Genomic DNA, 25,695 nt, shown 5'->3' with positions numbered 1-25,695 from the left:
CAGCTTTTGCTGACGGATGTCCTTTATCACGGGCAAATATACCCGAATTGATGTGAGAAGGGGCGGTAGAACGGTGAACGAAGCATTTCAGCAGATGGCAGGACGGCTGATGGTTGCGCTAGATTACCCGGATGCACAACAGGCAGAGCAGTTAATTCGGCAGCTGGAGGGAATTCCTTGTTATATAAAAGTGGGTATGCAGCTGTTTTATAGCGCAGGGCCAGCTTTTGTAAAACAATTAAAATCAAGAGGATACTCCGTATTTCTGGATTTGAAAATGCATGATATCCCTAACACGGTACGGGGAGGGGCAGAGAGCATTACCCGTCTAGGGGTGGATATGTTTAACGTACACGCTGCTGGAGGCCGCAGTATGATGTCGGCAGCCAGAGCCGGGGCCGAAGCAGCGATTTCCGCAGACAGCTCACTTACCATGCCGCTAATTATTGCAGTCACACAGCTGACCAGCACGGATCAGACGACCATGAATACGGAGTTAGGCATTCCTGGCACAGTACAGGATGCTGTTGTTCGTTATGCACAATTGACGCGTGAGGCTGGATTGGACGGTGTGGTCGCATCCCCATTGGAAGTGCCTGCGATTCGTGCGGTATGCGGATCTGACTTTAAAACCATAACCCCTGGCATACGCCCGGCTGGCAGCGCTACAGGTGATCAGTCGCGTGTGCTAACACCTGGACAAGCCATTGCCCAGGGCAGCAGCTACATTGTCGTTGGACGGCCGATCACGGCAGCATCAGACCCACGCGCCGCAGCGAAACATATTATTGAGGAGATGATACAAGTATGACTACACTACACAATATACCAGAGCAAATTGCATCCCATCTGTTACGCATTCAGGCAGTAGCACTGCGTCCACAGCAGCCTTTTACATGGACATCAGGCATTAAATCCCCTATCTACTGTGACAATCGCTTGACCATGTCCTACCCGGAGGTGCGTGAACTAATCGCAGACTCTTTTGCGGCTATCATCCGCGAACAATACCCTGAAACCGAGGTTATTGCCGGCACAGCCACAGCAGGGATTCCTCATGCCGCCTGGGTGGCGCAAAAGCTAAATCTGCCGATGGCTTATGTCAGAGATAAAGCCAAAGGACACGGGAAAGAGAATCAAATCGAAGGCCGCATCAGCGCTGGACAAAAGGTTATGGTTATCGAAGACCTCATCTCTACCGGGGGAAGCTCCATTAAAGCAGCACAGGCAGTAGAGCAAGCAGGCGCTCAGCCGTTAGCTGTACTGGCTATTTTCAGCTATCAGCTGGACAAAGCCACTCAAGCTTTTGAAGAAGCAGGAGTGAAGCTGCAGACCTTGTCCAATTACACTGCCTTGATGGAGGTTGCCTTGCGTGAAGGAACCATCCAGGAGGAAGAGATGGAACTGCTACGTTCCTGGCGTCAGGACCCGGCTTCCTTCGGCAAATAAGACTGAGTATTAGAGACAACGGAGCTAATAAGTAGTGCGTCACAGACTCATTGTGATCCAGTCCAGACTGTTAGAAATCAAGCTGTGTAAATCGAATTCGATCCGGTTACACTAACTCCTACTATCATGTGAAAAGAGGGAGTTCGGATGTATTGGGTTTACTACGGCAGACTGTACACGACTAAATTTCAGGCAGGATGTTTAGCAAAAAGGCTGGAGCATGACGGATGGATGTACGGCTACAATGATCCCCGCGCAGTGGAGGTGTACCGCTCGCGCAAAGGTCGTTATGGTGTCCGATTTATTCCATAGGTTTACAAAAATAATTTTTAAAAAGAAAATTTCTAAAAACTATTGACGAAACACAAGAAAATGTTGTATATTAATTAACGTTGCTGTTACGAATATGTAACGTGAATATACATGTTTTTTTGAGGGCCCTTAGCTCAGTTGGTTAGAGCGGTCGGCTCATAACCGATTGGTCGGGGGTTCGAGTCCCTCAGGGCCCATTTCCTCAAAAACCCTTGCTAAGCAAGGGTTTTTTTGTTGTTTACAGAGGGCGGAAGTAAAATCGCAATTTGAGGAGGGAATTCTAAGTTGCTAACGAATCTTCTCTTTTTTACTTTTTATGAATTCGATTTATTTTTTGATCTTTTATTGCCATCAAGAATGCATCCCGTAGAATATATTGCATTACCCGAAGGGGGCAGTATCTATTCTAGGGGATGCAATTCGCTAGAAGGAGCTCCGAAAAGACTATTTTTTTGAAATCTTAAACTTGAATGGATTATATTCAAGTTCCTCTGAAGAACCTTTTGCAATTAAGGTTAAATCCTTAGAAGAGTCTATTTTTGAGAATGTAAGGATTCCTTCTGTCTTCACACCAGGTAGTATTTCGGACTGTAATTCAGGGTAAGTATAGCTTACGCGATCAAACGTTGGTTCGTATTGTTTGTTTCCTTGAACCAATTTAGTATAAAAGTCATAATAATTTATAGTGCTTGTAGATCTGTTTTCGATTGCCATATAAATCCGAGTTTCCTCTTCAGCAAACTCGACTTTTTGAAGAGTCATGATATAGCCCTTTTGTTTTACTGACTTATTTACTTCTATAGTGCTCAATGTAGGATCAATAAACATAGATTTTTCTATTTTATTTGCTGCGATGGCAGGAGCTGAGGTGTAATTGCCGTGGGTCGTTCTATAACGATATTTTTCTATGACAGTACCAGTTACGTGGATAAAATCATTCTCTTTTACATTAGAGAAGCTGGAAAAACTATCGCCGTAAACAAAAGTGTTTTTTTCATTATTTTTCGGATCAGCATTCACTTGAACATAAATTCCATTTCTATTTTCCTTAGGACCATAGGTGATTTGTCCATAAAAATTAATAGAGCGATCTTCAAACTGATCAGCATTTACATACATTTGTTCAAATTCTTCTTTTGATAGTAATGAATGATCTTTACTTGATGATACTGTAAGTACATTTAAAGAATAACTAATTTCACTATTTTTTCTAATATTTATACCGCAATTTATTATGCGGACTACAATTCAAGTCTGCAATTTATGCTTCTGGGATTTTTTATGTAGTTGTTTTTGTGGTTTGGTTTGCCAAAATCTTATTATGTAAGGAACTAGTTAATGTCTCAAAGAGTACAAACTGTTATTGATAAAGCTAGGCCTTGTTTTTATTGGATTCGGTCCAAATATGATCTTTAAAGGTCAGAGAACAAGACATTGGGTAGCAAAGAGAGGGGTGACTCAGCCCATTCATTTTTAATAATTTCCGAGTATATTAATTTTGAAGCCTCTCATGATAACGTCGCTATAGCTAGTAGGAATATAGGTCCAACAAAGAAAGCACTGCTCGAATAAACGAACAGTGCTTTTTTAAGGCTTTTTCCTAGTTTACCTTAACGGTATACACCATTCTCAATTTACCGTTACCGGCGTAAATCTCAACTCTTGCATTCGTTGCAGTGGTGGTAGTTACCACGCCGGAAGCGGAAACGGTGACATTTCCGCTCGCCACTTTATAAGTATCCCCTGGGTAATTTGACAGCGCATAGGAATAATTACGTGGCAACGTAGCCGTTCTGTAGTATACTCCATTAACTTCTACAATAGGTGTAATTACTGGAGAAGGGCCTACTGATGCGGACGCACTAGGAACGATAATACTTCCAAGGAGTCCCAAAGACATAGCTGTTGATAATAATATTTTCTTAGTATTCATTAAAAAATCCTCCTTATGTATGATATGAGCTCCTAAAATATACCATGTAAAATTGTTGATTTCACTTCATTCGACAAATGTTGTCAAAACAATACAATGAAATGACCCTAAAGTCCTATTAGATACAAAATAATTAAAATATAACAATTAAAGAAATTTATTATGTGTACTGTATTTTTGAACTATTCCCTATAGATTGGCTATCTTTGCTAAAAAGGAATAAAAAACGGACATCAGCGTGATACGCTCGAAGTCCGTTTTCGTATTAACATACCTGGCACTTGATATCAGTTGACAAGTTGGTGTGCAACCGTCTCACTGATATTTAGATTTCTATCGATCATGCATTGCTTTAATGCAGATAGCTCCGTACTTTGACAAATCGCTTCTGCTACAAGTTGGGCAATTTTCCTTGCTCCTTCGTCAGAAAAATGGGTATTATCTGCTACCCCGGCTGGGTAATTAGGGTGCATTTTTTCAGGCAAATGCATAAATAGAAGTTGGGACTCTTTTTCACCCATGGAACGATAAAGCTGCTGTGATGCTTCGAAAATATCGAGCAACGGTGTTTGGGTTTCCTCGGCTACTTTTCGCATGGCATCGGGATAAGCTCCTACGGCCAGCGGATCAGGTTCACCGTCCGCGGTAAAACGGCGGCGGCTTACAGAGGTCAATAGCACAGGAATTCCGCCACGTTCCCGAGCGGACTGAATGAATTGAATTAAGTTTAGACGGTACTCTCCCTCAGGATCGGTGTAGCGCGTGGGGTCTTCTTTTTTCTCATCGTTATGTCCAAATTGGATAAACAGATAATCGCCAGCTTGAATATCTTTTTCAATATCAGCTAATCGCCCTTCTACTATAAAGGATTTGGTGCTTCGCCCATTGACGGCACGATTGTCCACATGAACAGTAGAGTCCAAATGAGCTTGCAAATGTTCGCCCCAGCCTGTCATCGGTTTTTCGGTTGCTCCTTTTTGGGCTGCGGTAGAGTCTCCTGCGATAAACAGTCGAGTTGTCATCCGCTGTCTTGTCTGCGCATATCCATGTTTTTGAAGCCATTTTTCCGCCAGGTCGAGCCATTGTCGGCATTCACGGTTGTCCTCAGACAGTCCCAATCCGTGCCGCCCTTCTTCAAATACATGCAGTTCAAACGGAATACGCTCTCTGGATAATGAGAAAGCGAACAACAGGCTATTTTCTACCGGTACAGCTCCATCATTGGCCGTTGTCCACATAAAAGTTGGGGGTGTCTGTGCAGTCACTTGCCGATCGGATGAAAAGGCTTGAAGCTGCTCCGAGTTCGGCTGTTCGCCTAAAAAGTGCGTACGGCTTCCCAAATGCGTATAAGGCTCATGGAATGATATTACAGGGTATCCCAACATCAGAAGATTTGGTTTTTCCGCTCCAATCGTGGACACAATGGAGGCCAGGTGACCGCCTGCTGAGAAACCGATGAGACCCACTTGATCAGGGATCACTTGCCAGTCATGCGATGTTTGGCGAATCCATTGCAACGCATGTTCTACATCTTCCAGCAAGGAGGTAACCTCGAAATCGCCGACCTGATACTCCAGCACACCCGCGTGAATACCTAAATCATTTAACCATCGGGCGATCGGCTCTCCTTCATGTGAAGCCAAATGCTCGTAGCCACCGCCAGGTAACACCAATACAAAAGGACGAGCTTCACGGACCGCTACAGGATAGAGGGAGAGAAAGGAAGTGTCTAACGGAAATTCTTCTTTTACAATCTGTTCTTTAGAACTAACGACATGTAACATAAGAGACCTCCAAATTTCTTTTTATCTGCCGCAAACCAAACTAAATCAACTTAAATTGGAATGATACGGATGTAAAAAATAATGCACACGTGAAAAAAATGATTTAAACCTTGTTATGAAAGCGCTATAATTTGGTGTGATACCAAGAACCAAAGGGGGAGCGCAATGAAAAAAGGAAGAATGTTCTACACTATTTTTATTACGATTCTGGTTTTGGGAATAGGATTGGTGGCCAGCTTCGGCAGCTACATCTATTTTACAACAATTAGCTCCGTTGTGGAGAGAGTTTCCAATACCAAGCAAAGCTACATGGCGCAGATTAGAAATAGCCTGGAGCAGAAAATTCAAACGATTGAATACGCTTTTAATACGTATAGCACGACCAGTTCCTTTAATGAAGTTGTCAAAAATCCCATTACAGAAAAAGATTTTGTAGCATATCGGAATGTGAATACCCAGCTCAATTATATTGCTACGATGGGATTAGAAGGAACCGAGTATTCACTGATCAGCCTAAATCAGAATTGGAGAATCTCCAATGGAAGCCTGTCTTATTTGACGAAAACGGAACGAGAACAGCTGATTAGCACCTATATAGACCACCAGGATAAGGGACTATTCTGGATTAAAACAGATAAAGGAATCCGTTTTGTGAATACCTTGCCTGTGTTTTCCAAAAAGAAGCAGGCCATTGCGCTGTCTGATATTTCGTCGCAGACGTTAAGTCGTACCATTCAAACAGAGGATCATATGCCTGTGATTATTTTGAATAACAAAGGCGACTTAATGTACGAAACGGAGCCTGCTACTCCCTTATTGTCTACTCAGCAGCTTCAGCACATTTCAGAAGTAACTGCTAAATCAGACAACACAGGCATGCTAACGTTGGAGAAAACGGAGCATCAGCCAGCACGGCAAATCATTTATGCTAAATCTGCTTACAACAATTGGACTTACTTAACGGTATTAGATAAAAAAGAGATTGCAAACGCGTTTCAAACGACCAAATTTGGGATTATCATGATGGGCCTTGTATTAACGCTTTTAATAGTGGTGGTGGCCTACATCATTGCCATTTACTTTACCAAGCCATTTCAGCAAATAAAACGCAGCTTGCCGAAAAATCCTAATTTCGCATTCAAAAATGAACCTTCTAAAAATGAAATTGAGTGGATTATTAATTCCATCGACAACATTGTAACTGAGAAGGAAAGCTTGGAAAGTCTCATTCAGTCCGAAATGCCACAGTTGGAAACGCAATTGATTCTCAACCTGTTTCGCAAACGTGTTTCCGCAGAGGAATTGGCACGAAAAATGCCACGTCTGGGCTACCCGCAGATCGAGAATCAAATGTATATTACCTTGTTAGTTCAACTGGATAATCTGGGAGATCGAGAACCTTCGGATAAAGATATTTTACTGCTGGCTATTAACAAAATCGTAGAAGAAACGATTCCAGAGCAGCTGCGTATGCTTCCGATCATTTTGAACGATAACACTCAGGCTACCATTTTAATTTTGGCAGGTAAGAGTGCACAGGAAATGAGAAAGCAAGTGCTGGATCATGCGACCCTTTTGATTCAGCATGTAAAAGAGTATTTGAATGTATCCATCAGCATCGGTATTAGCACAGCGTATGATAACTTGTTAGAAAGCAAAGAAGCTTGTGAGATGAGCAAGCAAGCATTACATCACCGTTTAAATCTAGGTAAAGAGTCGATTATTTTTTATGAGGATATTTCCATGGTCATTTCAGGTCCGGTACTGCTTCATTATCCTGCGGAGTTGGAATCGAAACTGTTTGATGCCATTCGCATAGGGGATGAAGAGCAGGTATATCATACCGTGCACTCTTTATTGGCAGAAATGATGACAAAGAACAATCATTCCATGAACTTCGAAGTGCTATTGGTACGATTTGTAAATAACCTCATCCAATTAGAGCAGCTATTAGGGATTGAAGTGCTACTGACGCAAGACAATCATGCCTTGTATCACCGTTTGCTGGATATCCGTAACCCGGAGGAGATAGAACGCATGCTGTTAGAACAGGTTATTTTCCCCATGGTAAAAAGCATGAAGGAGAAGACCAACCAGCAATTCCGCTGTCTCTCAGAGAAAATTGCCGCGATTATCCGTGCTGAATATGACCAGGAATTATCATTAGAACTCATTGGAGATCGACTGCATTACAATCCGAATTATTTAAGCAGTATTTTCAAAAAAGAATACGGTACAACGTTTAGCGAATATCTGATGGGCTATCGCCTGCAAATGAGCAAGAAGTGGCTCGTTGAGACAGATATGACGATTAAAGAAATCGCCGAGCGACTGCAATATCATAATTCGCAAAACTTCATCCGCTCTTTTCGGAAAAAAGAACAGGTTACACCAGGGGCTTATCGAAAGATGAAGCAAGCCAATTAACCTTTAACCGCCCCCAGCAAAGCTCCTTTGACAAAGTGCTTTTGCACAAATGGATACACGATTAACATTGGAACGGTCGCTATAACAATGACCGCCATCTTAATCGTCTGCGCAGGCGGGATGACATCTACCGCGGTTCCTTCTGCCTGCATACCACTGGAGACGATAACAATTTGGCGAAGTAAGACTTGAATTGGCCATTTGGCAGAGTCATTGATATAGAGAATAGCGTGCATATACGTATTCCAGTAGGCAACAGCGTAGAATAAAGAAATAGTTGCAATAGAAGGCAGGGCTAATGGCAACATAATTTTAAAGAAGATACCAAAATCGTTGCACCCGTCCATCTTGGCCGATTCCTCCAAATCATCCGGCAACGCCTGAAAAAAGTTACGCATGATAATCAGGTTAAATGCATTAATGGCTACGGGCAAAATCAAGGACCAATACGAATTGATCAGCCCCATGCTTTTGACAACGAGGAATGTCGGAATCATCCCCCCGCTAAACAACATAGAGAACACGACAATGAAGTTAATCGTATTGCGGCCAAGCAGATATTTCCGGGATAATCCATAAGCCATAAAAGCGGTAAAAATCATACTTACAACTGTACCCACGATCGTTACTCCGACCGAAACCCCAAGTCCTCTAAAAATCGTTGGAGTGGATAGGATATAGCGATAAGCATCCAGAGAAAAAGTAACAGGGAATAAAATAAACTTCTTGGCCACTACTTCCTCAGTTGAGGCAAATGAGCTGGCGATGATATTCAAAAAAGGCAAGAGACAAGTGAGGGCAATGAGAATCAAAAGTGTACTGTTTACAATGTTGAAAATACGACTGCCCAGTGATTCTTTTTTTCGTAATTTTGGTTTGAGTAATGGTTGTTCCAATGTGGTTGACCTCCTTGTAATCGTTTACATGTAAACCTTATCAAGAGGAAAGAATTCCGTATATAATCAAATCTTGAGGTGTTCTCTAAGCGTGGAATAAAGAGGATGATCATTAAGTTGTGTAGTAATCATTAGCTAAGGTGAAGAGGCTATAAAGTAGGCTGTTGGCCTACTTTTGTAAACGCTATCATTTGATGATTATATGCGGAATGCCGAAAATAACGTACTCTTGAAAGCGTATACAGGAACGTTTGAAGGAGGTCGAACTAATGAAAGTTTCAAGTGTCCCCGCACCAAACATGAAGATGAAAATGAAGAAGAACAAAAGAACGACGGAAAGCCTTTTACGAATGCAGAAACACAAGCTGCTCTATCTGATGGTTTTACCCGGATTGGTGTACTTCATTATCTTCAAGTACTTCCCTATGGGGGGATTGGTAATTGCATTTCAGGATTATCAAGCATTTCAGGGAATCACAGGCAGTCCATGGGTAGGAATGAAGCATTTTATTCGTTTGTTTACTGAGCCTACGTTTTTTATGCTGCTTCGCAATACGCTGATTTTATTTGCACTGAATATTGTAATCTTTTTTCCGTTGCCCATCATATTGGCGCTCATGCTGAATGAGGTTAGGAAGATGTTTTTCAAAAACATTATTCAAACCATTATCTACATTCCGCACTTTATGTCATGGGTTATCATTGTTTCGATTTCTTATGTTTTCCTGACAGTGGACGGCGGTGTACTGAATGAAATGATTGCCGCGCTGGGCGGTGAGAAGATCAGCTTCTTAACATCTCCGCAGTGGCTGCGAACGGTATATATCGGGCAAGTGATTTGGAAGGAACTCGGCTGGTCTACCATCATTTATTTATCTGCAATTACAGTGGTGGATACGCAATTGTATGAGGCAGCAGAAATGGACGGCGCTGGACGTTTGCGAAAGACATGGCACGTGACGTTGCCAGCGATCCGCCCGGTTATTATTACATTGTTAATTTTGAAAATTGGTAGCACGCTGGATTTGGGCTTTGAGCATATGTATCTGCTATTGAATTCATTAAACCGCGAGGTTGCTGAAATCTTTGACACCTATATTTATACTGCGGGTTTAAAGAATGGACAATTAAGTTTCAGTACGACAGTAGGACTTTTTAAAGGTGTAGTAGGTTTAATTCTGATTATGCTCTCCAATCGACTCGCTAAGAAATTTGGTGAAGACGGCGTTTACTAATGACGACGGGAAGGATGCAAAATGGTACGGTTTGTAGAAAACATGAACAAATGGTGCATGCGCCTGCTACGCCTGGTCTACCTTAACTTGCTGTGGACCATTGCGACGATCCTGGGCTTGGGTTTTATAGGTGTTGGGCCTGCAACCGTTGCTATGCTTAGCATTTTAAGGCAGTGGATTCGGGGCAATGAGGAAGTCGCCATTTTCTCGACGTTTGTACGTTACTTTAAAGAAAGCTTTAAAGAAGCAGCCATCATTGGTGGGCTTTACAGCCTTGTGGGTTACGTGCTCTACGTGGATATCGTCAACGTCTCATCCTGGTATATTCGTGTGGTGACGCTGATGGGTGCCTTTTTGTATCTTATCTCTTTGGCATACATTTTTCCGTTGCTGGCTCACTATGATTGGAAAGGCATCAAGCTGAAGATCAAGATGTCGATCGTGATTGGTTTTTCGTATTTACAATATACACTTGTTCTTTTTGTAGCCATTGTCGTGCTTTATGCATTGATTCTAGGCTTGTACCCAGGAATTCTAACTTTTGCCGGAGCGAGCATCATCGGTTATCTCGTGATGTGGATGACGCATCAGGTATTCAGCAAAATAGAGCGAGAGGTTCTGGTGAAAGAGGAAGATATGGTATGAATATACAAACCAAAAAGGAGCAAACACGATGAAAAAAGGAATCAAGATGAAAAAGGGAGTGTCAGGTCTTCTTGCCGCACTTATGGTCATGAGTGTTTTTCTAGCTGCTTGTGGTGACAAGGGAACTGAAGATCAAGGCAGTCAAACCTATGATCCTAAATCCAAACTGGAATTTACCTGGCTAAACGTATTGCATACAGCCTCTCCGCCTACAGAAACGATTAAAAGTAAAATCGAAGAATACACCAATTCCAAAATTACGTTTAACTGGGTACCGGATGCTTCCAAGGAAGAGAGAATTACCACCGCACTGGCTTCTGGTGAATTGGCAGATATGGTGACTTTGACGATGATGACAAATTCCTCAGTACGTAGTTCATTGAAATCAGGACTATTCTGGGATGTAGGCAAATACTTGGATGATTACGAAAATTTGAAAAAGATCCCACCTGAAGTGCGAGAAGCCGCTTCTATTGAAGGGGTGCTATATGGTGTTCCGTTCCAGAAGAATCTGGCTCGGGCGGGTTTGGTCATTCGTCAGGATTGGCTCGATCGCTTAGGACTGAAGGTGCCGACCACACTGGATGAGTTGTATGAAGTTGCGAGAGCGTTTACAGAAGATGATCCGGATGGCAATGGAAAAAATGATACGACTGGGTTTGTTGACAGATCGGATCTGCGCTACAGCAGTTTCAAAACGTTAAGTTCCTATTTTGGTACACCTAATGGCTGGAAAGTAGATGAAAACGGAAAGTTTACGCCGGAATTTGATACTCCTCAATATTTGGAGACCTTAAAGTATTCCAATAAATTATACAAAAACGGGTATCTCTCCAAAGACTTTGCTGTAACCGCCAAAACGGACCAGCAACAACAATTTGCACAAGGTAAAGCAGGGATTTATACAGGCATGATCGATATTTCTAACCTCAGAACCTTGTCTCAAGGCTTACAAAAAGGGCTAAAGCTGGTACCTGTCAACAAGATTTCGAATGGAGATGGACAATACCACGTATGGTCTGAGGGAAGCGGGGTAGGAGGCTTGCTGGCATTTCCGAAATCTGAAGTAAAGACAGAAGCTGAGTTGAAGAGACTGCTGCAATTTGTAGATGACTTAATTGACAAAGATGTATACATGTATATGACCGGTGGTCTTGAAGGTACTCATTATAAAATTGAAAAGGATGGTTCCTTCAAAATTACGAATACAGATTTGTGGCAAGCAGATGTTCAGCCGTTTTCAAGCTCTAGACCAAGTGAAGTGACTTATAACTTAAAGGATGCCAATCCGGAAAAGGAACTGGCTAACGAATTAGTGCGAGAAAATAATAAATTTGCTGTTCTAGACCCGACAGTGCCACTGGATTCAGCTACCGCTAATGAACAAGGGACAGAGCTGGAGAAAATCATTACCGACGCCTCCTTCAAATTTATTATGGGTGAAATTGATGAAGCCGGATTTAAGGCAGCTGTAGAAAATTGGAAAAAGTCAGGCGGAGCACGAATTACCACTGAGTATGAAGAAGCGTATAAGAAATCGAAAAAATAAAGATATAGGTTGAATATTAGTGTACATGAATTGTCACTACGCAGGCGGATGGTGCTTATCATTGCTGACACTTGTCCAGCACCATTCCGCCTACTCCGTTTTCCAGTGTGTTTTCCAGCCCAGTCTATAAATCATTATCATTCACAAAAAATAAAGACAGGAGAGAACGAAATGCAATTGTACAACATTGTAGATTATGGAGCAGTTCAGGATGGTACGACGATGGCAACAGAGGCGATTGCGGCTGCTATTGAAGCGGCAAGTAATGCTGGTGGAGGCACCGTTTTTGTTCCGGCTGGAACGTACCTAACGGGCGCTATTTTTCTGAAAAGCAACATTGAGCTGCATGTAAGCCCTGGCGCCATTCTTTCCTTCAGTACGGAACTGGCTGATTACCCTGTAGTAGAATCCAGATGGGAGGGCGTTCAGCGGGAAGTACATGCATCGTGTATTTATGGAGAGAACCTTGAGAATATTTCGATTACAGGCAGCGGAACGCTGGATGGAAATGGTCAGCCGTGGTGGGAAAAGCATCGGAATCATCCAGAGGAGTTACAGTATCCGAGACCCAAATTAATCAGCTTTGACCGTTGTCAGCGGGTTACCATTAAAGATGTTATGTTAAAAAATTCCCCCAGTTGGACTGTAAACCCCATTGCTTGCTATAACGTTACGATTGATAATTTGTCCATTCTTAACCCGGCGGACTCTCCCAATACGGATGGTATTAATCCCGAATCCTGTTCCAATGTTCGTATTAGCAACTGCAATATAGATGTAGGCGATGATTGTATTGCGATCAAAGCAGGAACCGAAGATACGCAAGAACGGATTCCTTGTGAAAATATTACGATTACCAACTGTACAATGGTACATGGTCATGGTGCTGTCGTGCTGGGAAGCGAAATGAGCGGAGATATTCGTAATGTTACGATTAGCAATTGCGTGTTCAAGCAAACGGATCGGGGTATACGTCTGAAATCAAGACGGGGACGCGGTGGAGTCATCGAGGATATTCGCATCAGCAACATTGTGATGGAGGAGGTCATTTGTCCATTTATTCTAAACCTGTATTATTTCTGCGGACCTCGGGGCAAAGACAAATATGTTTGGGATAAAAATCCCTATCCGATTACTGATGAAACTCCGTGCTTTAGAAGAATCCATTTTTCTAATATTACGGCAAGACAGGTTCATGCGGCGGCTGGCTTCTTGTACGGACTTGCAGAGCAATATATCGCTGAAATCACATTTTCCAATATTGATATTTCTATGGCTAAAAATGCGATTCCCGGTCGTCCGGCCATGATGACAGGGATTGAAGATATGAATAACCGTGGTTTTTATCTGGGTAACGCGAAGGATATTCGTTTTCAACAGGTTACGATTGAGAATCATGAAGGTCCTGCCTTTTATATTGAAAATGGGGAAAACGTTGAAATCAATCGTTGCCATTCGAAGAATACAGCTCAGCCTGAAAAGCTGATAGAACAAGTAACGGTACAACCTTCTGAACAGAATGTGCTGAACTAGGAGGGATGAAAGGAGAATAAAACGTGGATAAGTTGCAAGCATTGCTGGGCGACCTTCCGGCAGATCGCCCTATAACGGCAACTCTGCTGAATCAAGAAGAGCGGGAGGGATATCGACTGGAGTGTCTCCTACTGGACTTGAACGGAATCGAGTCTGTGCCCGCTTATGTAGCTACACCCTTACAAGGGAACGGCCCGTTCCCATTGGTCGTTTTTAACCATTCGCACGGGGGCAACTATACGAATGGACGTAAGGAGTTGCTCCATAGCAGTCCTTACCTACAGCAGCCCTCGTTTGCTACAGTTCTGACAGACATGGGATATTGCGTGTGCTGTATCGACATGTGGGGCTTCAATGAACGTGGAGGCAAAACCGAGAGCGAGCTGGTAAAAGAAATGCTCTGGCAGGGCCAGGTGCTGTGGGGCATGATGCTGCATGATAACCGTCGTTTGGTAGATTATATGTGCCAGCGTGAGGACATTGATGCTTCCCGCATCGCATCGATCGGCATGTCGATGGGTGGACTTATGGCATGGTGGATGGCTGCTTTAGATGAACGAATACAGGTCACGGTTGATATCTGCGGACAGGTAGATGCCCATACGCTGATCGCCAAAAGGGGATTGGATCATCATGGGTTCTATTCCTATGTTCCCGGCTTGTTGAAGCATTTCACCACGTTGGATATTCAAAAGCGGATCGTACCTCGCCCACGGATGAGTATAACAGGTCAAAATGATCGCATGTGTCCTATAGAAGGAGTCGAGCATTTGGCAAACGGGTTGTTGGAAGCTTATCAGAAAGCAGGTCACCCTGAGCATTGGCAGCCTGTGATTGCGAGCGGTGGTCATATGGAGACATTGGAAATGCGAACGGCTTGGCAGTCATTTTTAGCTGAACACTTGTAAATCAAATGAAAGGATTGGGGTAACCATGCTAGTCGGAAAAGAATCCTTTTGTGATTTCCACACCATTCAGGAGGCGATTAATGTATTGGAGCAATCGCCTTCCAACGAAATGGAAACGCTAACTATTTTATCGGGTACCTATGAGGAAGAGGTGCGGATTTACCGTTCAAATCTACATATCATAGGCATCGGACAGGTAGAAATTCGAATGAATCGGTACGCCAGGGAGCGGAATGAAGCAGGTGAGGAAATAGGAACCTTTGCAACACCCACTTTATTTGTAGGCGGCAGCCATTTGATCTTGGAAAATCTCATCATTTCCAACACGGCCGGACAGGGAGAACACATTGGGCAGGCCGTTGCGGTATACGCTCATTGTGATCAAACCATCTTTAGAAACTGCACCTTTAAAGGGTACCAGGACACGTTATTTACAGGCCCTCTGCCTCCTGCACCCAAAGAACGATTAAAGTTTGGTGGAATTCCTTTGAAAGAACATCACGCATACTATCGCCAGCTTTATCAGCATTGTTACATCGAGGGTACGATAGACTTCATTTTTGGCGGGGCTACCGCTTACTTTGAAGATTGCGAGATTCGTAGTTTGCGTCATCATAAGAACCATACAAGCTACGTTACAGCCGCCTCTACACCGCAAGGACAAACGTACGGCTATGTATTTGATCATTGCTATTTAACCGCAGAGCCTGATATTACCCCTGTTTTTTTGGGTCGTCCATGGCGGGAATATGCCAAAACCGTATTTGTCAATTGTAAAATGGGCGACCATATCGATCCGCGTGGCTGGGACAATTGGGACACTGTAGCGAACGAGAAAACCGTATGCTATCAGGAATATGGCGGATCTGATGAAATAGCTTCATTACGTCAGCAGCGTGTTCCGTGGGCGGATTGTTTTGAAGCGAGGACAGAAGCATGGAGCAAGGAACAGGTTTTTGAGGGAGTCGCATTTTGGAAAGCAAGGAGAAGTGATGTCTCATGATGATCCAAAACCCTATATTAAAAGGCTTTAATCCCGATCCGTGTATTACGCGAGTCGAGGATACTTACTATATTGTAGTGTCATCGTTTGAGTGGCTGCCTGGAGTACGGGTGTACCAGTCCAAAGATTTGGCTCATTGGGAGCACTGCACGGATATTTTGACTGACCAGGTTGACTTGAGGGGGAACCCAAAAAATTGCAGCATTTGGGCACCGCAATTGAGCTACGCGGATAACCTATTTTATCTACTCTATACGGATGTGAAAAGCACCAAGCGTCCGTTCAAGGACGTTCATAATTTTGTGATAACAGCGCCTACGATTCACGGGCCGTGGTCGGAACCCGTTTATCTGAATAGTAGTGGATTTGATCCGTCTTTATTTCATGATGAGGATGGACGCAAATGGCTATTGAACGCCTTATGGGATTACCGCATGTTGGAAAGCAATAAGTCTTCAGGTATCGTCATGCAGGAGTATGACAGCAGTCAACAGCGGCTTGTTGGCGAGCCTGTTAAAATTTTTGATTGCACTCCATTGAAGAAGACAGAAGCGCCCCACATCTACAGGCAGAACGGTTATTACTATCTTATTACAGCGGAAGGTGGAACAGGTACGGGGCATGCAGTTACCGTAGCACGCTCCAAGCAAATATCCGGCCCGTATGAAGTGGACCCGCATAATCCGATGCTTACATCTCGTGATCAGCTGAATTTCCCGTTACAATGCGCAGGACATGGCAGTCTTGTGCAAACACCTGACGGAGAATGGTATATGGCCCATTTATGCACACGTCCAGTGGAGGGGAAATACGCCATTTTAGGGCGCGAGACAGCGTTGCAACAAGTCTATTGGAATGATGAAGGCTGGCTGCGATTAACCGCCGGGGGCCATACACCTCAATTGGAGGTGCCTGCGCCTCAAGGGACAGTTTCGATTAAGCAAGAGCAGCAGGAGTATATTTTCGAAGACTTTTTCGAGGGCCCCACAATTGATAAATCGTGGAACACATTGCGTATCCTGGCGGACGATAGCTGGTGTTCATTAAGTCAGCGCCCAGGCTACCTTCGAATTCATGCTGGAGAATCCATACAAAGTCTATTCAAGCACCACATGCTTGCCATTCGGCAAACGGATCATCATTTTCGGGTAGAAACAGCACTGGAGTATCAGCCAACAAGCTATTTGCAAATGGCGGGACTTTTGCTGTATCTCAATGAAGAGGACTATTTGTATACGTATGTCAGCTATGAAGAGGGAGTGGGAAAAGTGCTGCGCATGATGCGCTGTGAAGCTAATTCATTTACGTTAGTTCCGCAAGTGATTGCACTTCAGAATGATCTTCCTGTACATTTGGCTGTAGAGGTCCATGCCTCCTATGCACAATTTTATTATGGAGTCGGAGATGAGCCTTCCTGGAAGCGACTTTTTGAAATACAGGATATCAGCTTTTTGTCGGGAGGATTTACAGGGAATTTTGTAGGTATTGCTGCTCATGATATGCAACAATTCCAAGGGAGCTACGCTGACTTTTCCCATTTCTTATACTATGGTAAGGACCACCTCTCCTCATAAAAAATATAATACTGACTATATTGCAAGCACCTTAATCGGTGCTTTTTTCTTTTACAGGTTACCTTTTTACATTATAATCTCGCAAAATCTCCAAAAAAGCAGTGGTTGCTTTCGTCTCAAATACCGCAGAAGGGGTCAGAAAGGAGAATTTCCGAATGAACGGGAGATTGAGAATATCCAATACTTCTAATGTTCCTAAAGCAAGTTCCTTTTGAATTACCCATTGGGACAGCAAAGAAATCCCCAAGCCTGCTTCTACAGACTCTTTGATGATCTGTGTACTGCCAAAATTCATCATATGAGAAGGATAAAATCGAAGCTGTGCAAACATCTTTTCAGCCGCCTCCCGGGTTCCAGAGCCTTCTTCCCGCAGAATCCAGATGTCATCATGCAGCTCATTTATATCCACTTGAGATGTACCGGCCAAACGATGATTTTGCGGAACGACAATAACCATTTCATCATCGGCGAAGGATTCAATGTGTAAATGGTCATGCTGAAATTCTCCTTCGATAATGCCCACATCCAGTTGATTATGAATTACGAGCTTTTCAATTTCCAATGTATTGCCGATGGTAATAGAGGGCTGAATGAGCGGGTACTGGATTCTCATTTGCGCAATTACATGGGGTAGTACATATTCACCATACGTGTAGCTTGCACCAATAGACAGGTTACCCTTTGCCGTATGCATTAGTTCGTCCACCAAGTACTGCATACGTGTATGGAGTCGGATAATCTCCTGGGCATGATGATACACAATTTCACCTGCTTTAGTTAAGCGCACATATTTATTACTTCGCTCCAGGAGCCGGGTTCCTACACTGCGTTCCAGTGTTTGAATATATTGACTTACCGCAGGCTGGGTCATATGTAGTGCCTCAGCAGCTCGTGTGAAGTTTTGTTTCTCCGCAACCCTAACAAAGACGATTAAAGATTGATCCAAAGTCTATTCCTCCAAATTTATCATGCATATTTACTTATCATCATTATTATAATGATTTATTTTTCTTATGACAAAATACATATTAAGCTGTATGCATGTAGAATTGGAGGGAATCAGCATGAAGAGTCATATTCAACACGTCAAATTTTTATTGAACAGGGGTCGATTATTTCAGTTTTTATTTGGCATTGTGCTAACGATGATCTTTGCACTGGCAGGATACGTCCTGAACGAAGTGCCGGGCTTTCATTATGTAGGTCCATTGGCATGTGCAATGTTTCTCGCTATACTATACCGACAGTTGTGGGGGTACCCTGAAGCTGTACGCTCAGGAATTGAATTTTCAGCCAAGAAAATACTGCGCGGAGCTATTGTATTATATGGATTGAAGCTAAATATGGATGATGTTATTCATCATGGGCTGGGTTTGCTTATGCGCGATGTAGGCACTGTGGTATTTGCCATTTTGTTTACGGTTTGGCTCGCCAAACGATTCAAGGCAGATGCTTCGCTTTCGCTTCTTCTTGGGATTGGAACAGGAGTTTGCGGTGCAGCAGCCATTGCAGCTGTTTCTCCCTTGTTGAAGTCCGACGATGAGGACACAGCCATAGGAGTTGGACTTATTGCCTTGGTTGGAACGGTATTTGCTATTTTGTTTACAGTGCTTCGACCTTGGCTTCCTCTGACAGATATACAGTATGGAATCTGGTCAGGCATCAGTTTACATGAAATTGCACATGTGGCCTTAGCGGCAGCACCTGCTGGACAGGATGCTCTTGCCATGGGTTTATTAGCCAAATTGGGGCGTGTCTTCTTACTCATACCGCTTAGCTTTATTTTAATGTATTGGATGAAACGAACCGGAAAGATTCGTACAGGTACTAAAGTAGAGTTCCCCTGGTTCCTCATGGGCTTTATTGCGGCAAGTATTTTGGGAAGTTATGTTTTTGGAAAATATATTGTAGTTTCACCTAGTCTAATGAACGAACTTTCTCAGCTTACTACCTTTATGTTAACGATGGCTATGGTAGGCATGGGGCTAAATGTGAGCTTTAAGACTTTGCGAGAGAAAGCAATGCTGCCCTTACTGGTACTATCTGTTACTTCGATTATTCTTGTAGGACTAACATTTTTAACCGTATGAATAACTGGAATAAGCTCTGCTTGCGTATAGCTGGCAGAGCTTTTTAGTGCTTTCGTATTATAAGGCTGAAATATATAATGAATGAATCGTAACTTTTTACATAGGAGTCGCGTCTATCAAAATGGAGGCTTTAGAGGGGCATAGAATGTAAAATTTACATAGTGAAAAATTAGAGATTGGTAGGGTACATATGAAGAAAATTTGTTTATTTGCTTTTTTGTTTCTGTTTCTATTAGCATTTCCAAGAGAAAGTCACGCTGCTGCGTCTTCAAACTCACATATTCAGCTGGATGGTAAAGATATAAGTGTCAGCAAAGGGGTGCAGATCCAGGAAGTAAAGGGCAATGTGCTGGTTCCACTTCGTCTTATTGTAGAAGAATTGGGTTATAGTGTGAATTGGGAGTCCAAGACAGGGACTATAACTATACATAAAGAAAATCTTAACCTGAGCCTTCAGGTCAACAATCCCATTGCCTCGGTCAATGATCAACCGATGGGGTTGGCTGTAGCTCCTTTGCTTAACGGGGGAACGACTTATGTTCCGCTTCGCTTTGTATCTGAACAGACAGGAGTGGAAGTGGTCTGGAACAACGAACTTAAAACCGTATTCTTGACGACTCCGCCTGCTTCAAGCGGAAATAGCGTGACCACCCGTGATCACTCTGCTACTCAAGCTGCAAGCGATGCTATAGAGAGTGAGCGTACGGCTGTAAACCAAATTCGCTTCAACAATCACCAATTGACGATAACGGTGGATGGAAAAGTAAGCCCCAAAGTCACCAAGTTAACTCAACCAGATCGTATTGTTGTAGATATACCTGATTCGAAGTTTGGTGAGGAATTTCCAGCCTCACAATCATTTAACAATGGTGGACAAGGAAGCTTTCCAGTCACAGAAGATCTAGATGTTTCCAAGGTAAGATACTCCATGTTTAGTACAAACCCAGCCTCGGTACGTATTGTAGTTGATCTTGATCACAGCACACCCTTTCATCTTATTAATGCAGATGATGGTAAAGTGATCGTAGCGTTGGATCAGGCAACGGAGGAGTCAGCATCTACCGATACTGTTATATCTACTATACCTGTTGAGCCTACGATTTCTTCTGACGGACATGCGCAGGGGATTGACGTCTCGCACCATAATGGCAATATTGATTGGCAGCAAGTGGCGGCGGCAGGCAAGACATTTGCTTTTATTAAAGCTACAGAGGGCACCAAGTATCAAGATAATCAATTTTTAGCAAATGTTCAGGGGGCCAGAGATGCTAACATCCTGGTTGGCGCTTACCACTTTTTGAACGCAACTACCGTGGATGGAGCTCGTCAGGAAGCAGCTAATTTTGCTAGGGCTATAGATTCAGCAGGAGGAAGGCTAGATCTGCCCCCTGTGATGGATTATGAAAATAATCCCAAAGGTCTTACTTCCGCACAGATCAGTGAAGTGGCTCATGCATTTTTGGATGAAATGGAGAAGCTTACCGGGCGTGAGCCGATCGTATACACGGGAAACGTCTTTGCTTCCAAGTTTGATCCTACGTTTTCTATGTATAAATTGTGGGTAGCGCGATACAGCACTACGCAAAAGCCGACCGCAGTTCCAGCTTGGAATAGCTGGTGGGCTTGGCAGTACAGTAGTACAGGCAGTGTTCCAGGTATTAGCGGCCAAGTCGATCTAGATGAGTACAATGGAACGATAGATGAACTTCGTGCTTCATTGGCAGGCTCGCTTGATTAGCAGGTTCATGTCATGATTAATCCTCGCGAATCCGAATTAGGATCTGCGAGGATTTTTAATGTCTGATTTGGTTAGCCAGGCATGATCCATACGATTTCGCTGATTCGAACAAAGAATTTTTTACCGTATACATCCAAGATGACATGGTCAGGCTTACTATCTACTACACATCCATCAATTCTGCCACGTGTTGTTTCAAGTACAACGTACTTGCCGATCATCGATTTTAATGTCTCTACGACATACGGATCTACGGGGTGTACCACGACATGGTGGGAGGTAGGATGGTGAGGAAAAGGTTGGTTAACGTTATAATTGAACATTTGATTTGAATTCAATTGCTTCACTCCTTCAGGATTAGTTGTGATATCCTATGCTCCTGCCTAGAAAAGGTGTAGGCTAATGCCCATCAGCGAGAATATTCATAACATTGCCAAAAAGCCCGGTCCATAGGAAAGCTCAATACATAAGCTATGTTGTACCTTGAATTGAAGGAGGCAATGATCCATGAGTGAATGTGAAAGAGGTTGCGGTGGCGGTTCAGTAGGGGGCTACCCAGGCGTTTGGACATCGACAGGAGCTATTCTGGTGCTGTTCATTCTGCTCGTTATCATTACAAAGTCTTTGTGGGTCTAAATTGAATTGAGTTAGCTTAACCCCCCATTGGGATATAACCGATGGGGGGTTAAGTGTTTTAGAGAATGGATCGTATGATAAAACACCCCAAATAACAGCGTACAGGCCCTACACAAACTGTGCCGGGCTGGGCAGCTGTCACATGAGGTGCTTTGGCATCTATAGACAGGAACGGGCAATGGATTGAGGACTAAATTAAAGCAATCGCCAACAGGGTGAACAGGCTTAAAGTTAAGATTTGATTACTGTACCCGTAAGGATAAAAGGCAGACGTTTGTACACGTCCATTCCCTTCAGTTTTTAAGTACACATTATTTCGATCCACATCTGTAATGGTTCCTTCGTACTGTTTTCCATCAATGGTGAGAATACGCACCCTTTTATTCATACAGTTTAAACAGTTGTAGTAAGCGTCCATTCAATCACCCCCTCTTATACACATTGGCATTTTATGAGAGAGAAAGCCTTATGGTAACGGCGAACATACAGGGAAGGGGGATTCCGTCGTACTTAAGGTCTGACTAGGGTTAATCTTGCTCTTGATAGGGATTAAAGGAAAAGCCAGGATATCCATGGGTATAGGTGTAACCTCTTTGGGGGGCGACCTGACGATGTGATGAAGTATCGGTTAGCCTTACGTGAATCCCTGGTTTTCGAGGTGGCTGTTGTTTACAGTCATTGGAAGGACCGATGATGATAGGTTTTTTTATAGGGGCGAGCGCTTCCTGGACCTTTTTCTCATCCAGACAGTAAGTATGAGCCATAATGTTACTTGGCGTGAGCCGCAAAACATCGGAGCCCAAAATGAATTCAGGGACTGGAGCGTTAAAAATCGCCAACAAGTGAGTGTTGTCCACCGTGGCGACTAGATAGTGCCACCATCCCTGAGGGACGTTAGCCACCTGGCCAGGTGTAATCGGAAAATGTCGTAACTCGCGGGTAAAAGGATTAATCAGTGACACGGTCACTGCTCCAGAGATACAGTATATTAGTTCTGTGGCATTTTGATGGTAGTGAGGCTCTACAACATTAGCAGTGCTGAGACGGATATCCAGTAGCGATACATTTGCTAATGTATTCAGCTGCTGGATCGACAGCTCGTTGATTGAGTTCTGAGCATCTTTCTGAAACAAAATATTGTCGCTTAAATCATAGGTGAACTGTACAGTGGGAGAGGTGTAATCCATATATGAATTCACGTGTTCTTTCCTGCCTTTCTGTTACTCGAAATGAATGATTGTACGCTACTCTATGCATTCGCCCATATATATGTGCACAAAAATGTGGTTTAAAAAAGCAGATGTCAGGTTCAGGTCCTGGGTAGATTGAATCGAAAAATAGCGAAAAAAGTCACGTATTCAAGTGTAGTCAAAATGTGATCTATTGCTTCTCATACACGTCATCCCTTGCTGGATAGTGTTTTATTGATTTGGGTATTCTTAGGACCAGAGCCGGATGATACGTAAATGCGGCTTGTGGTATACTGCAACGGACGTGTGAACGCATCAATGTCCGATTCCATATGTAGCCACGCGTCATTTCCGCAGCTAGTCATAAGTTATGGCACAAGAAGCATCATCGGATAAACGTCCCTGAGTTGTACAGGCCGGAATGGTTGCACCGGACAGAACATGAAAGAGGAGGTTGTCTGGAATATGAAAAAATTATCTATTTTAATCCTGTCCTGCGCATGCATGTTAGGTACTGTATTATCAGTCGCACCAGGACAAGCACAGGCACAATCGTCAGCTTTAAAGAAAGGGATTCAAAGCGAACGAGTGCTGGAGCTTCAACAGCAGCTTCATTCACTCGGTTACTTCAAAGCTGGTTTTACGGGATACTATGGCTCTTTGACCAGCAAAGCGGTGGCTCGTTTTCAGAGGGATCACGGTCTGGCGCCTGACGGTATTGCCGGAGCGGCAACACAGGCCAAACTCAATTCGTTCGGAAAGGTTCGCGTAACCGCATTGGATCAACTGGCACGGATCATTTATTCCGAGGCGCGCGGAGAATCGTTTGAAGGACAAGTAGCTGTCGGCGCTGTCGTATTAAACCGTGTACAGTCCGGCGAGTTTCCAAGCTCGATTCCAGACGTTATTTTACAGCCGGGTCAATTCACCGCTGTACAGGATGGTCAATACCGCTTGAAACCCAACAAGACTGCGTACCGAGCAGCCAGACAGGCACTTAATGGTGCTGACCCGACCAATGGGTCTTTGTTTTATTACAACCCAGCCATTGCCACAGCCAAATGGAGTAAAAGCCGTCCGGCTGTCATTTCGCTTGGTCGTCATACATTTACGAATTAATTCCATATGGGCATTTGTAATTTTTTCCATCCGTCAGTAGCTTCTTCTAGAAGCGGTGACGGTTTTTTGTGTATTCACAAACTTGTAATATGTTAGGGATGATGTATCTCGTTTCATATTAAAAATTCTACCTATTATTCCGATACTCTTAATAGACAAAAAATGAAATCAAAGGAGTCTTTCTAAAATGAGTCAACATCCTTATACCATCGAAGTGGATCAAGTCATTAAAACGGTACATATGGCAGTGAATGGAGTTTTTAGCCAAGAGGAGTATGACAGATTTGTAAAGGATTATATAGCCAAAACTTCAACTATTCAGGCATCGAACTTTACACTCAGGGTAGATTGCACCCAAATGGCACTTTTGGGACCAGGTGAAGTAGAGAAACTGAAGGGTTCTTTTGCACGTTATAAAGAAACTGGATTTGCCAAAATAATTTTTGTCATCAGCCTCCAGCAAACGATTATTAAAATGCAGCTTGGTCGTGTAGCACGTGAAGCAGGATTAAACAACGTAGATATTGTAGTACAATAATGCGTTGACGTATGTGTAAGGGGGAAACCTGATGAGCCATATCAGAATAAAAGCACTGGGAGTGCACCATCCGTCCCATTCGTTGGATAACGAATATTATGTTCGCCATTTTGACGAGCGGGGAAAAGATATTCGACGCTTCATGGAGCATATGGGTAGAAAACAGCGTTATATCATTGATGATCCGAACGAAAACGGTCTAACCATGGGAATAGCAGCTGCGCAAAAAGCTCTGGAGCAAGCCGGTATGACAGGTCGTGATGTGGATATGATCGTGTTCTCCACTCAAGTTCCTGAGTCGCTGTTTCCGATGAATGCCTTGTTTGTACACCAGGCGATTGGGGCCAGACATGATGTGGCAGTGATGGATTCCAATGCAAATTGCGCAGGGATGACAGTAGCTGTCGATCAAGCCAGTCGGTCGATGTTGTCTAATCCCGAGGTGCGGACAGCGCTTATTATCGGCTCAGATTATAATTCGCTCATTTCCGATCCCGCGGATGAGATTACGTATGCGAACTATGGCGATGCTGCATGTGCAGCTATTTTGGAGCGTACAGAAGAGGACACTGGATTTATAGATTCCCTGTATTATACGGACCCCATCAATATAGATAAAATATTGTACCCGGCCCAGGGGTTAGCGGCGACACTCCAAAGGAACGCACCCGGCAAATTTATTCAGTGGCTTCCGTTCGACGCCAATATGGCCTTGCCTCCAACATTTGAACTGCTTGAACGTATTATAAAAAAGAATGGGCTTACACCTCAGGATGTACGGGCTTATTGTCTGTCGCAGTTTTCCTTGGCCAATGTGTTGAAGATCCAGGATCATATGGAGCTAGAGGATGACCAAATGATTTATGTGGGTGATCGTTATGGTTATACAGGTACCAGCAGCCCGTTCATTGCTCTATATGAAGGTATCGAATCGGGTCGTATCCGGCGCGGCGATTATGTGCTATTTTGGACGATTGGAGCTGGATATCAACTGGTTGCTATGTTGTTTAAATATTAGGAATACGAAGACCTTGCAGCTGCAAGGTCTTTTTGTATATCCCACCATGATATTTGTAATGATTTGGTTGTGTTAGGTATGATTATTTTGTAAAATTTAAACAATGAATTCATTAGGG

General features: G+C 43.4%; 25 protein-coding genes and 1 tRNA gene. 18 read left to right on the top strand and 8 right to left on the bottom strand.

Annotated elements, in window-relative coordinates:
- Window positions 1-16: 16 nt before the first annotated feature.
- From pyrF to EGM68_RS16650, 4 genes are all read left to right on the top strand, one after another.
- Window positions 17-811, top strand: coding sequence for an orotidine-5'-phosphate decarboxylase (gene pyrF, locus EGM68_RS16660; RefSeq protein ID WP_129549608.1), 795 nt, complete (start codon window positions 17-19; stop codon window positions 809-811).
- The gene (gene pyrE / locus EGM68_RS16655; protein WP_013372061.1) at window positions 808-1,449 is read left to right on the top strand and encodes an orotate phosphoribosyltransferase; all 642 of its coding nucleotides are present in this window, start codon (window positions 808-810) and stop codon (window positions 1,447-1,449) included. Before pyrF ends, pyrE begins: the two co-directional genes overlap by 4 nt.
- Window positions 1,450-1,596: 147 nt before the next feature.
- Entirely contained in the window at window positions 1,597-1,761 is a 165-nt protein-coding gene (locus tag EGM68_RS25765; protein WP_010345444.1) for a hypothetical protein, read from the top strand.
- 123 nt (window positions 1,762-1,884) lie between these two features.
- Window positions 1,885-1,958: transfer RNA gene (locus EGM68_RS16650), tRNA-Ile, on the top strand.
- 247 nt (window positions 1,959-2,205) lie between these two features.
- Here the strand turns inward: EGM68_RS16650 and EGM68_RS16645 are convergent.
- The 3 genes from EGM68_RS16645 to EGM68_RS16635 all read right to left on the bottom strand — a co-directional run bounded on the left by EGM68_RS16645 (window position 2,206) and on the right by EGM68_RS16635 (window position 5,478).
- Entirely contained in the window at window positions 2,206-2,880 is a 675-nt protein-coding gene (locus EGM68_RS16645; protein WP_240664057.1) for a DUF4352 domain-containing protein, read from the bottom strand.
- Window positions 2,881-3,361: 481 nt separating this feature from the next.
- A complete protein-coding gene (locus EGM68_RS16640) occupies window positions 3,362-3,694 on the bottom strand; it encodes a hypothetical protein (protein WP_019688017.1) in 333 nt (110 codons plus the stop codon).
- Between the two features lie 287 nt (window positions 3,695-3,981).
- Window positions 3,982-5,478, bottom strand: coding sequence for a GDSL-type esterase/lipase family protein (locus EGM68_RS16635; RefSeq protein ID WP_090738754.1), 1,497 nt, complete (start codon window positions 5,476-5,478; stop codon window positions 3,982-3,984).
- A 165-nt stretch (window positions 5,479-5,643) separates the two neighbouring features.
- Between EGM68_RS16635 and EGM68_RS16630 the strand changes: the two genes are divergently transcribed.
- Entirely contained in the window at window positions 5,644-7,905 is a 2,262-nt protein-coding gene (locus EGM68_RS16630) for a helix-turn-helix transcriptional regulator (protein WP_025676468.1), read from the top strand.
- On the opposite strand, the gene EGM68_RS16625 is transcribed toward EGM68_RS16630, so the two are convergent.
- Window positions 7,902-8,801, bottom strand: a complete 900-nt coding sequence (locus EGM68_RS16625) for a carbohydrate ABC transporter permease (protein ID WP_013371981.1) — start codon at window positions 8,799-8,801, stop codon at window positions 7,902-7,904. The two genes, EGM68_RS16630 and EGM68_RS16625, sit on opposite strands and share 4 nt — an antisense overlap.
- Window positions 8,802-9,070: 269 nt before the next feature.
- Here EGM68_RS16625 and EGM68_RS16620 point away from each other — a divergent pair, with 269 nt between their 5' ends.
- The 7 genes from EGM68_RS16620 (at window position 9,071) to EGM68_RS16590 (ending at window position 17,248) form a co-directional block, all read left to right on the top strand.
- A complete protein-coding gene (locus EGM68_RS16620; protein WP_013371980.1) occupies window positions 9,071-10,036 on the top strand; it encodes an ABC transporter permease in 966 nt (321 codons plus the stop codon).
- A gap of 21 nt (window positions 10,037-10,057) precedes the next feature.
- Window positions 10,058-10,681: a YesL family protein gene (locus tag EGM68_RS16615; protein WP_126666827.1), complete on the top strand. Its 624-nt coding sequence runs from the start codon at window positions 10,058-10,060 to the stop codon at window positions 10,679-10,681.
- Between the two features lie 28 nt (window positions 10,682-10,709).
- A complete protein-coding gene (locus EGM68_RS16610; protein ID WP_040103344.1) occupies window positions 10,710-12,230 on the top strand; it encodes an extracellular solute-binding protein in 1,521 nt (506 codons plus the stop codon).
- Window positions 12,231-12,401: 171 nt separating this feature from the next.
- Window positions 12,402-13,763 (top strand): glycoside hydrolase family 28 protein, encoded by a 1,362-nt coding sequence (locus EGM68_RS16605; protein ID WP_025676474.1) that lies wholly within the window; start codon window positions 12,402-12,404, stop codon window positions 13,761-13,763.
- A gap of 23 nt (window positions 13,764-13,786) precedes the next feature.
- Window positions 13,787-14,671 (top strand): dienelactone hydrolase family protein, encoded by an 885-nt coding sequence (locus EGM68_RS16600; protein WP_129549607.1) that lies wholly within the window; start codon window positions 13,787-13,789, stop codon window positions 14,669-14,671.
- A 25-nt stretch (window positions 14,672-14,696) separates the two neighbouring features.
- Window positions 14,697-15,674: a pectinesterase family protein gene (locus EGM68_RS16595; RefSeq protein WP_129549606.1), complete on the top strand. Its 978-nt coding sequence runs from the start codon at window positions 14,697-14,699 to the stop codon at window positions 15,672-15,674.
- On the top strand, window positions 15,671-17,248 hold the full coding sequence (locus tag EGM68_RS16590) for a glycoside hydrolase family 43 protein (protein ID WP_013371974.1): 1,578 nt from the start codon (window positions 15,671-15,673) through the stop codon (window positions 17,246-17,248). Before EGM68_RS16595 ends, EGM68_RS16590 begins: the two co-directional genes overlap by 4 nt.
- A gap of 58 nt (window positions 17,249-17,306) precedes the next feature.
- Here the strand turns inward: EGM68_RS16590 and EGM68_RS16585 are convergent, their stop codons facing one another.
- Window positions 17,307-18,194, bottom strand: a complete 888-nt coding sequence (locus tag EGM68_RS16585; RefSeq protein WP_013371973.1) for a LysR family transcriptional regulator — start codon at window positions 18,192-18,194, stop codon at window positions 17,307-17,309.
- Window positions 18,195-18,312: 118 nt separating this feature from the next.
- On the opposite strand from EGM68_RS16585, the gene EGM68_RS16580 reads away from it, so the two are divergent.
- Both EGM68_RS16580 and EGM68_RS16575 read left to right on the top strand, forming a co-directional pair.
- On the top strand, window positions 18,313-19,338 hold the full coding sequence (locus EGM68_RS16580; protein WP_129549605.1) for a YeiH family protein: 1,026 nt from the start codon (window positions 18,313-18,315) through the stop codon (window positions 19,336-19,338).
- 190 nt (window positions 19,339-19,528) lie between these two features.
- On the top strand, window positions 19,529-21,076 hold the full coding sequence (locus tag EGM68_RS16575; protein ID WP_129549604.1) for a GH25 family lysozyme: 1,548 nt from the start codon (window positions 19,529-19,531) through the stop codon (window positions 21,074-21,076).
- Window positions 21,077-21,147: 71 nt separating this feature from the next.
- Here the strand turns inward: EGM68_RS16575 and EGM68_RS16570 are convergent, their stop codons facing one another.
- A complete protein-coding gene (locus tag EGM68_RS16570) occupies window positions 21,148-21,414 on the bottom strand; it encodes a DUF2642 domain-containing protein (protein WP_025676485.1) in 267 nt (88 codons plus the stop codon).
- A 169-nt stretch (window positions 21,415-21,583) separates the two neighbouring features.
- On the opposite strand from EGM68_RS16570, the gene EGM68_RS26420 reads away from it, so the two are divergent.
- Window positions 21,584-21,712, top strand: coding sequence for a hypothetical protein (locus tag EGM68_RS26420; RefSeq protein ID WP_013371969.1), 129 nt, complete (start codon window positions 21,584-21,586; stop codon window positions 21,710-21,712).
- Between the two features lie 190 nt (window positions 21,713-21,902).
- On the opposite strand, the gene EGM68_RS16565 is transcribed toward EGM68_RS26420, so the two are convergent.
- Both EGM68_RS16565 and EGM68_RS16560 read right to left on the bottom strand, forming a co-directional pair.
- Window positions 21,903-22,130, bottom strand: a complete 228-nt coding sequence (locus tag EGM68_RS16565; RefSeq protein WP_129549603.1) for an LSm family protein — start codon at window positions 22,128-22,130, stop codon at window positions 21,903-21,905.
- 109 nt (window positions 22,131-22,239) lie between these two features.
- Window positions 22,240-22,911 carry a cupin domain-containing protein gene (locus EGM68_RS16560; protein ID WP_129549602.1) on the bottom strand — a complete coding sequence of 224 codons (672 nt, stop codon included), beginning with the start codon at window positions 22,909-22,911 and terminating at the stop codon, window positions 22,240-22,242.
- Window positions 22,912-23,367: 456 nt separating this feature from the next.
- On the opposite strand from EGM68_RS16560, the gene EGM68_RS16555 reads away from it, so the two are divergent.
- From EGM68_RS16555 to EGM68_RS16545, 3 genes are all read left to right on the top strand, one after another.
- Window positions 23,368-24,021, top strand: coding sequence for a cell wall hydrolase (locus EGM68_RS16555; protein ID WP_040103353.1), 654 nt, complete (start codon window positions 23,368-23,370; stop codon window positions 24,019-24,021).
- 187 nt (window positions 24,022-24,208) lie between these two features.
- A complete protein-coding gene (locus EGM68_RS16550; protein ID WP_129549601.1) occupies window positions 24,209-24,559 on the top strand; it encodes a hypothetical protein in 351 nt (116 codons plus the stop codon).
- Window positions 24,560-24,590: 31 nt separating this feature from the next.
- Window positions 24,591-25,577, top strand: a complete 987-nt coding sequence (locus EGM68_RS16545; protein WP_129549600.1) for a ketoacyl-ACP synthase III — start codon at window positions 24,591-24,593, stop codon at window positions 25,575-25,577.
- Window positions 25,578-25,695: the final 118 nt, after the last annotated feature.

It is taken from the genome of Paenibacillus sp. M-152 (assembly GCF_003856555.1).
Classification (GTDB): domain Bacteria; phylum Bacillota; class Bacilli; order Paenibacillales; family Paenibacillaceae; genus Paenibacillus; species Paenibacillus polymyxa_C.
Note: the sequence above shows the minus strand (reverse complement) of the source record. Positions and strands in the feature narration are given on the sequence as shown.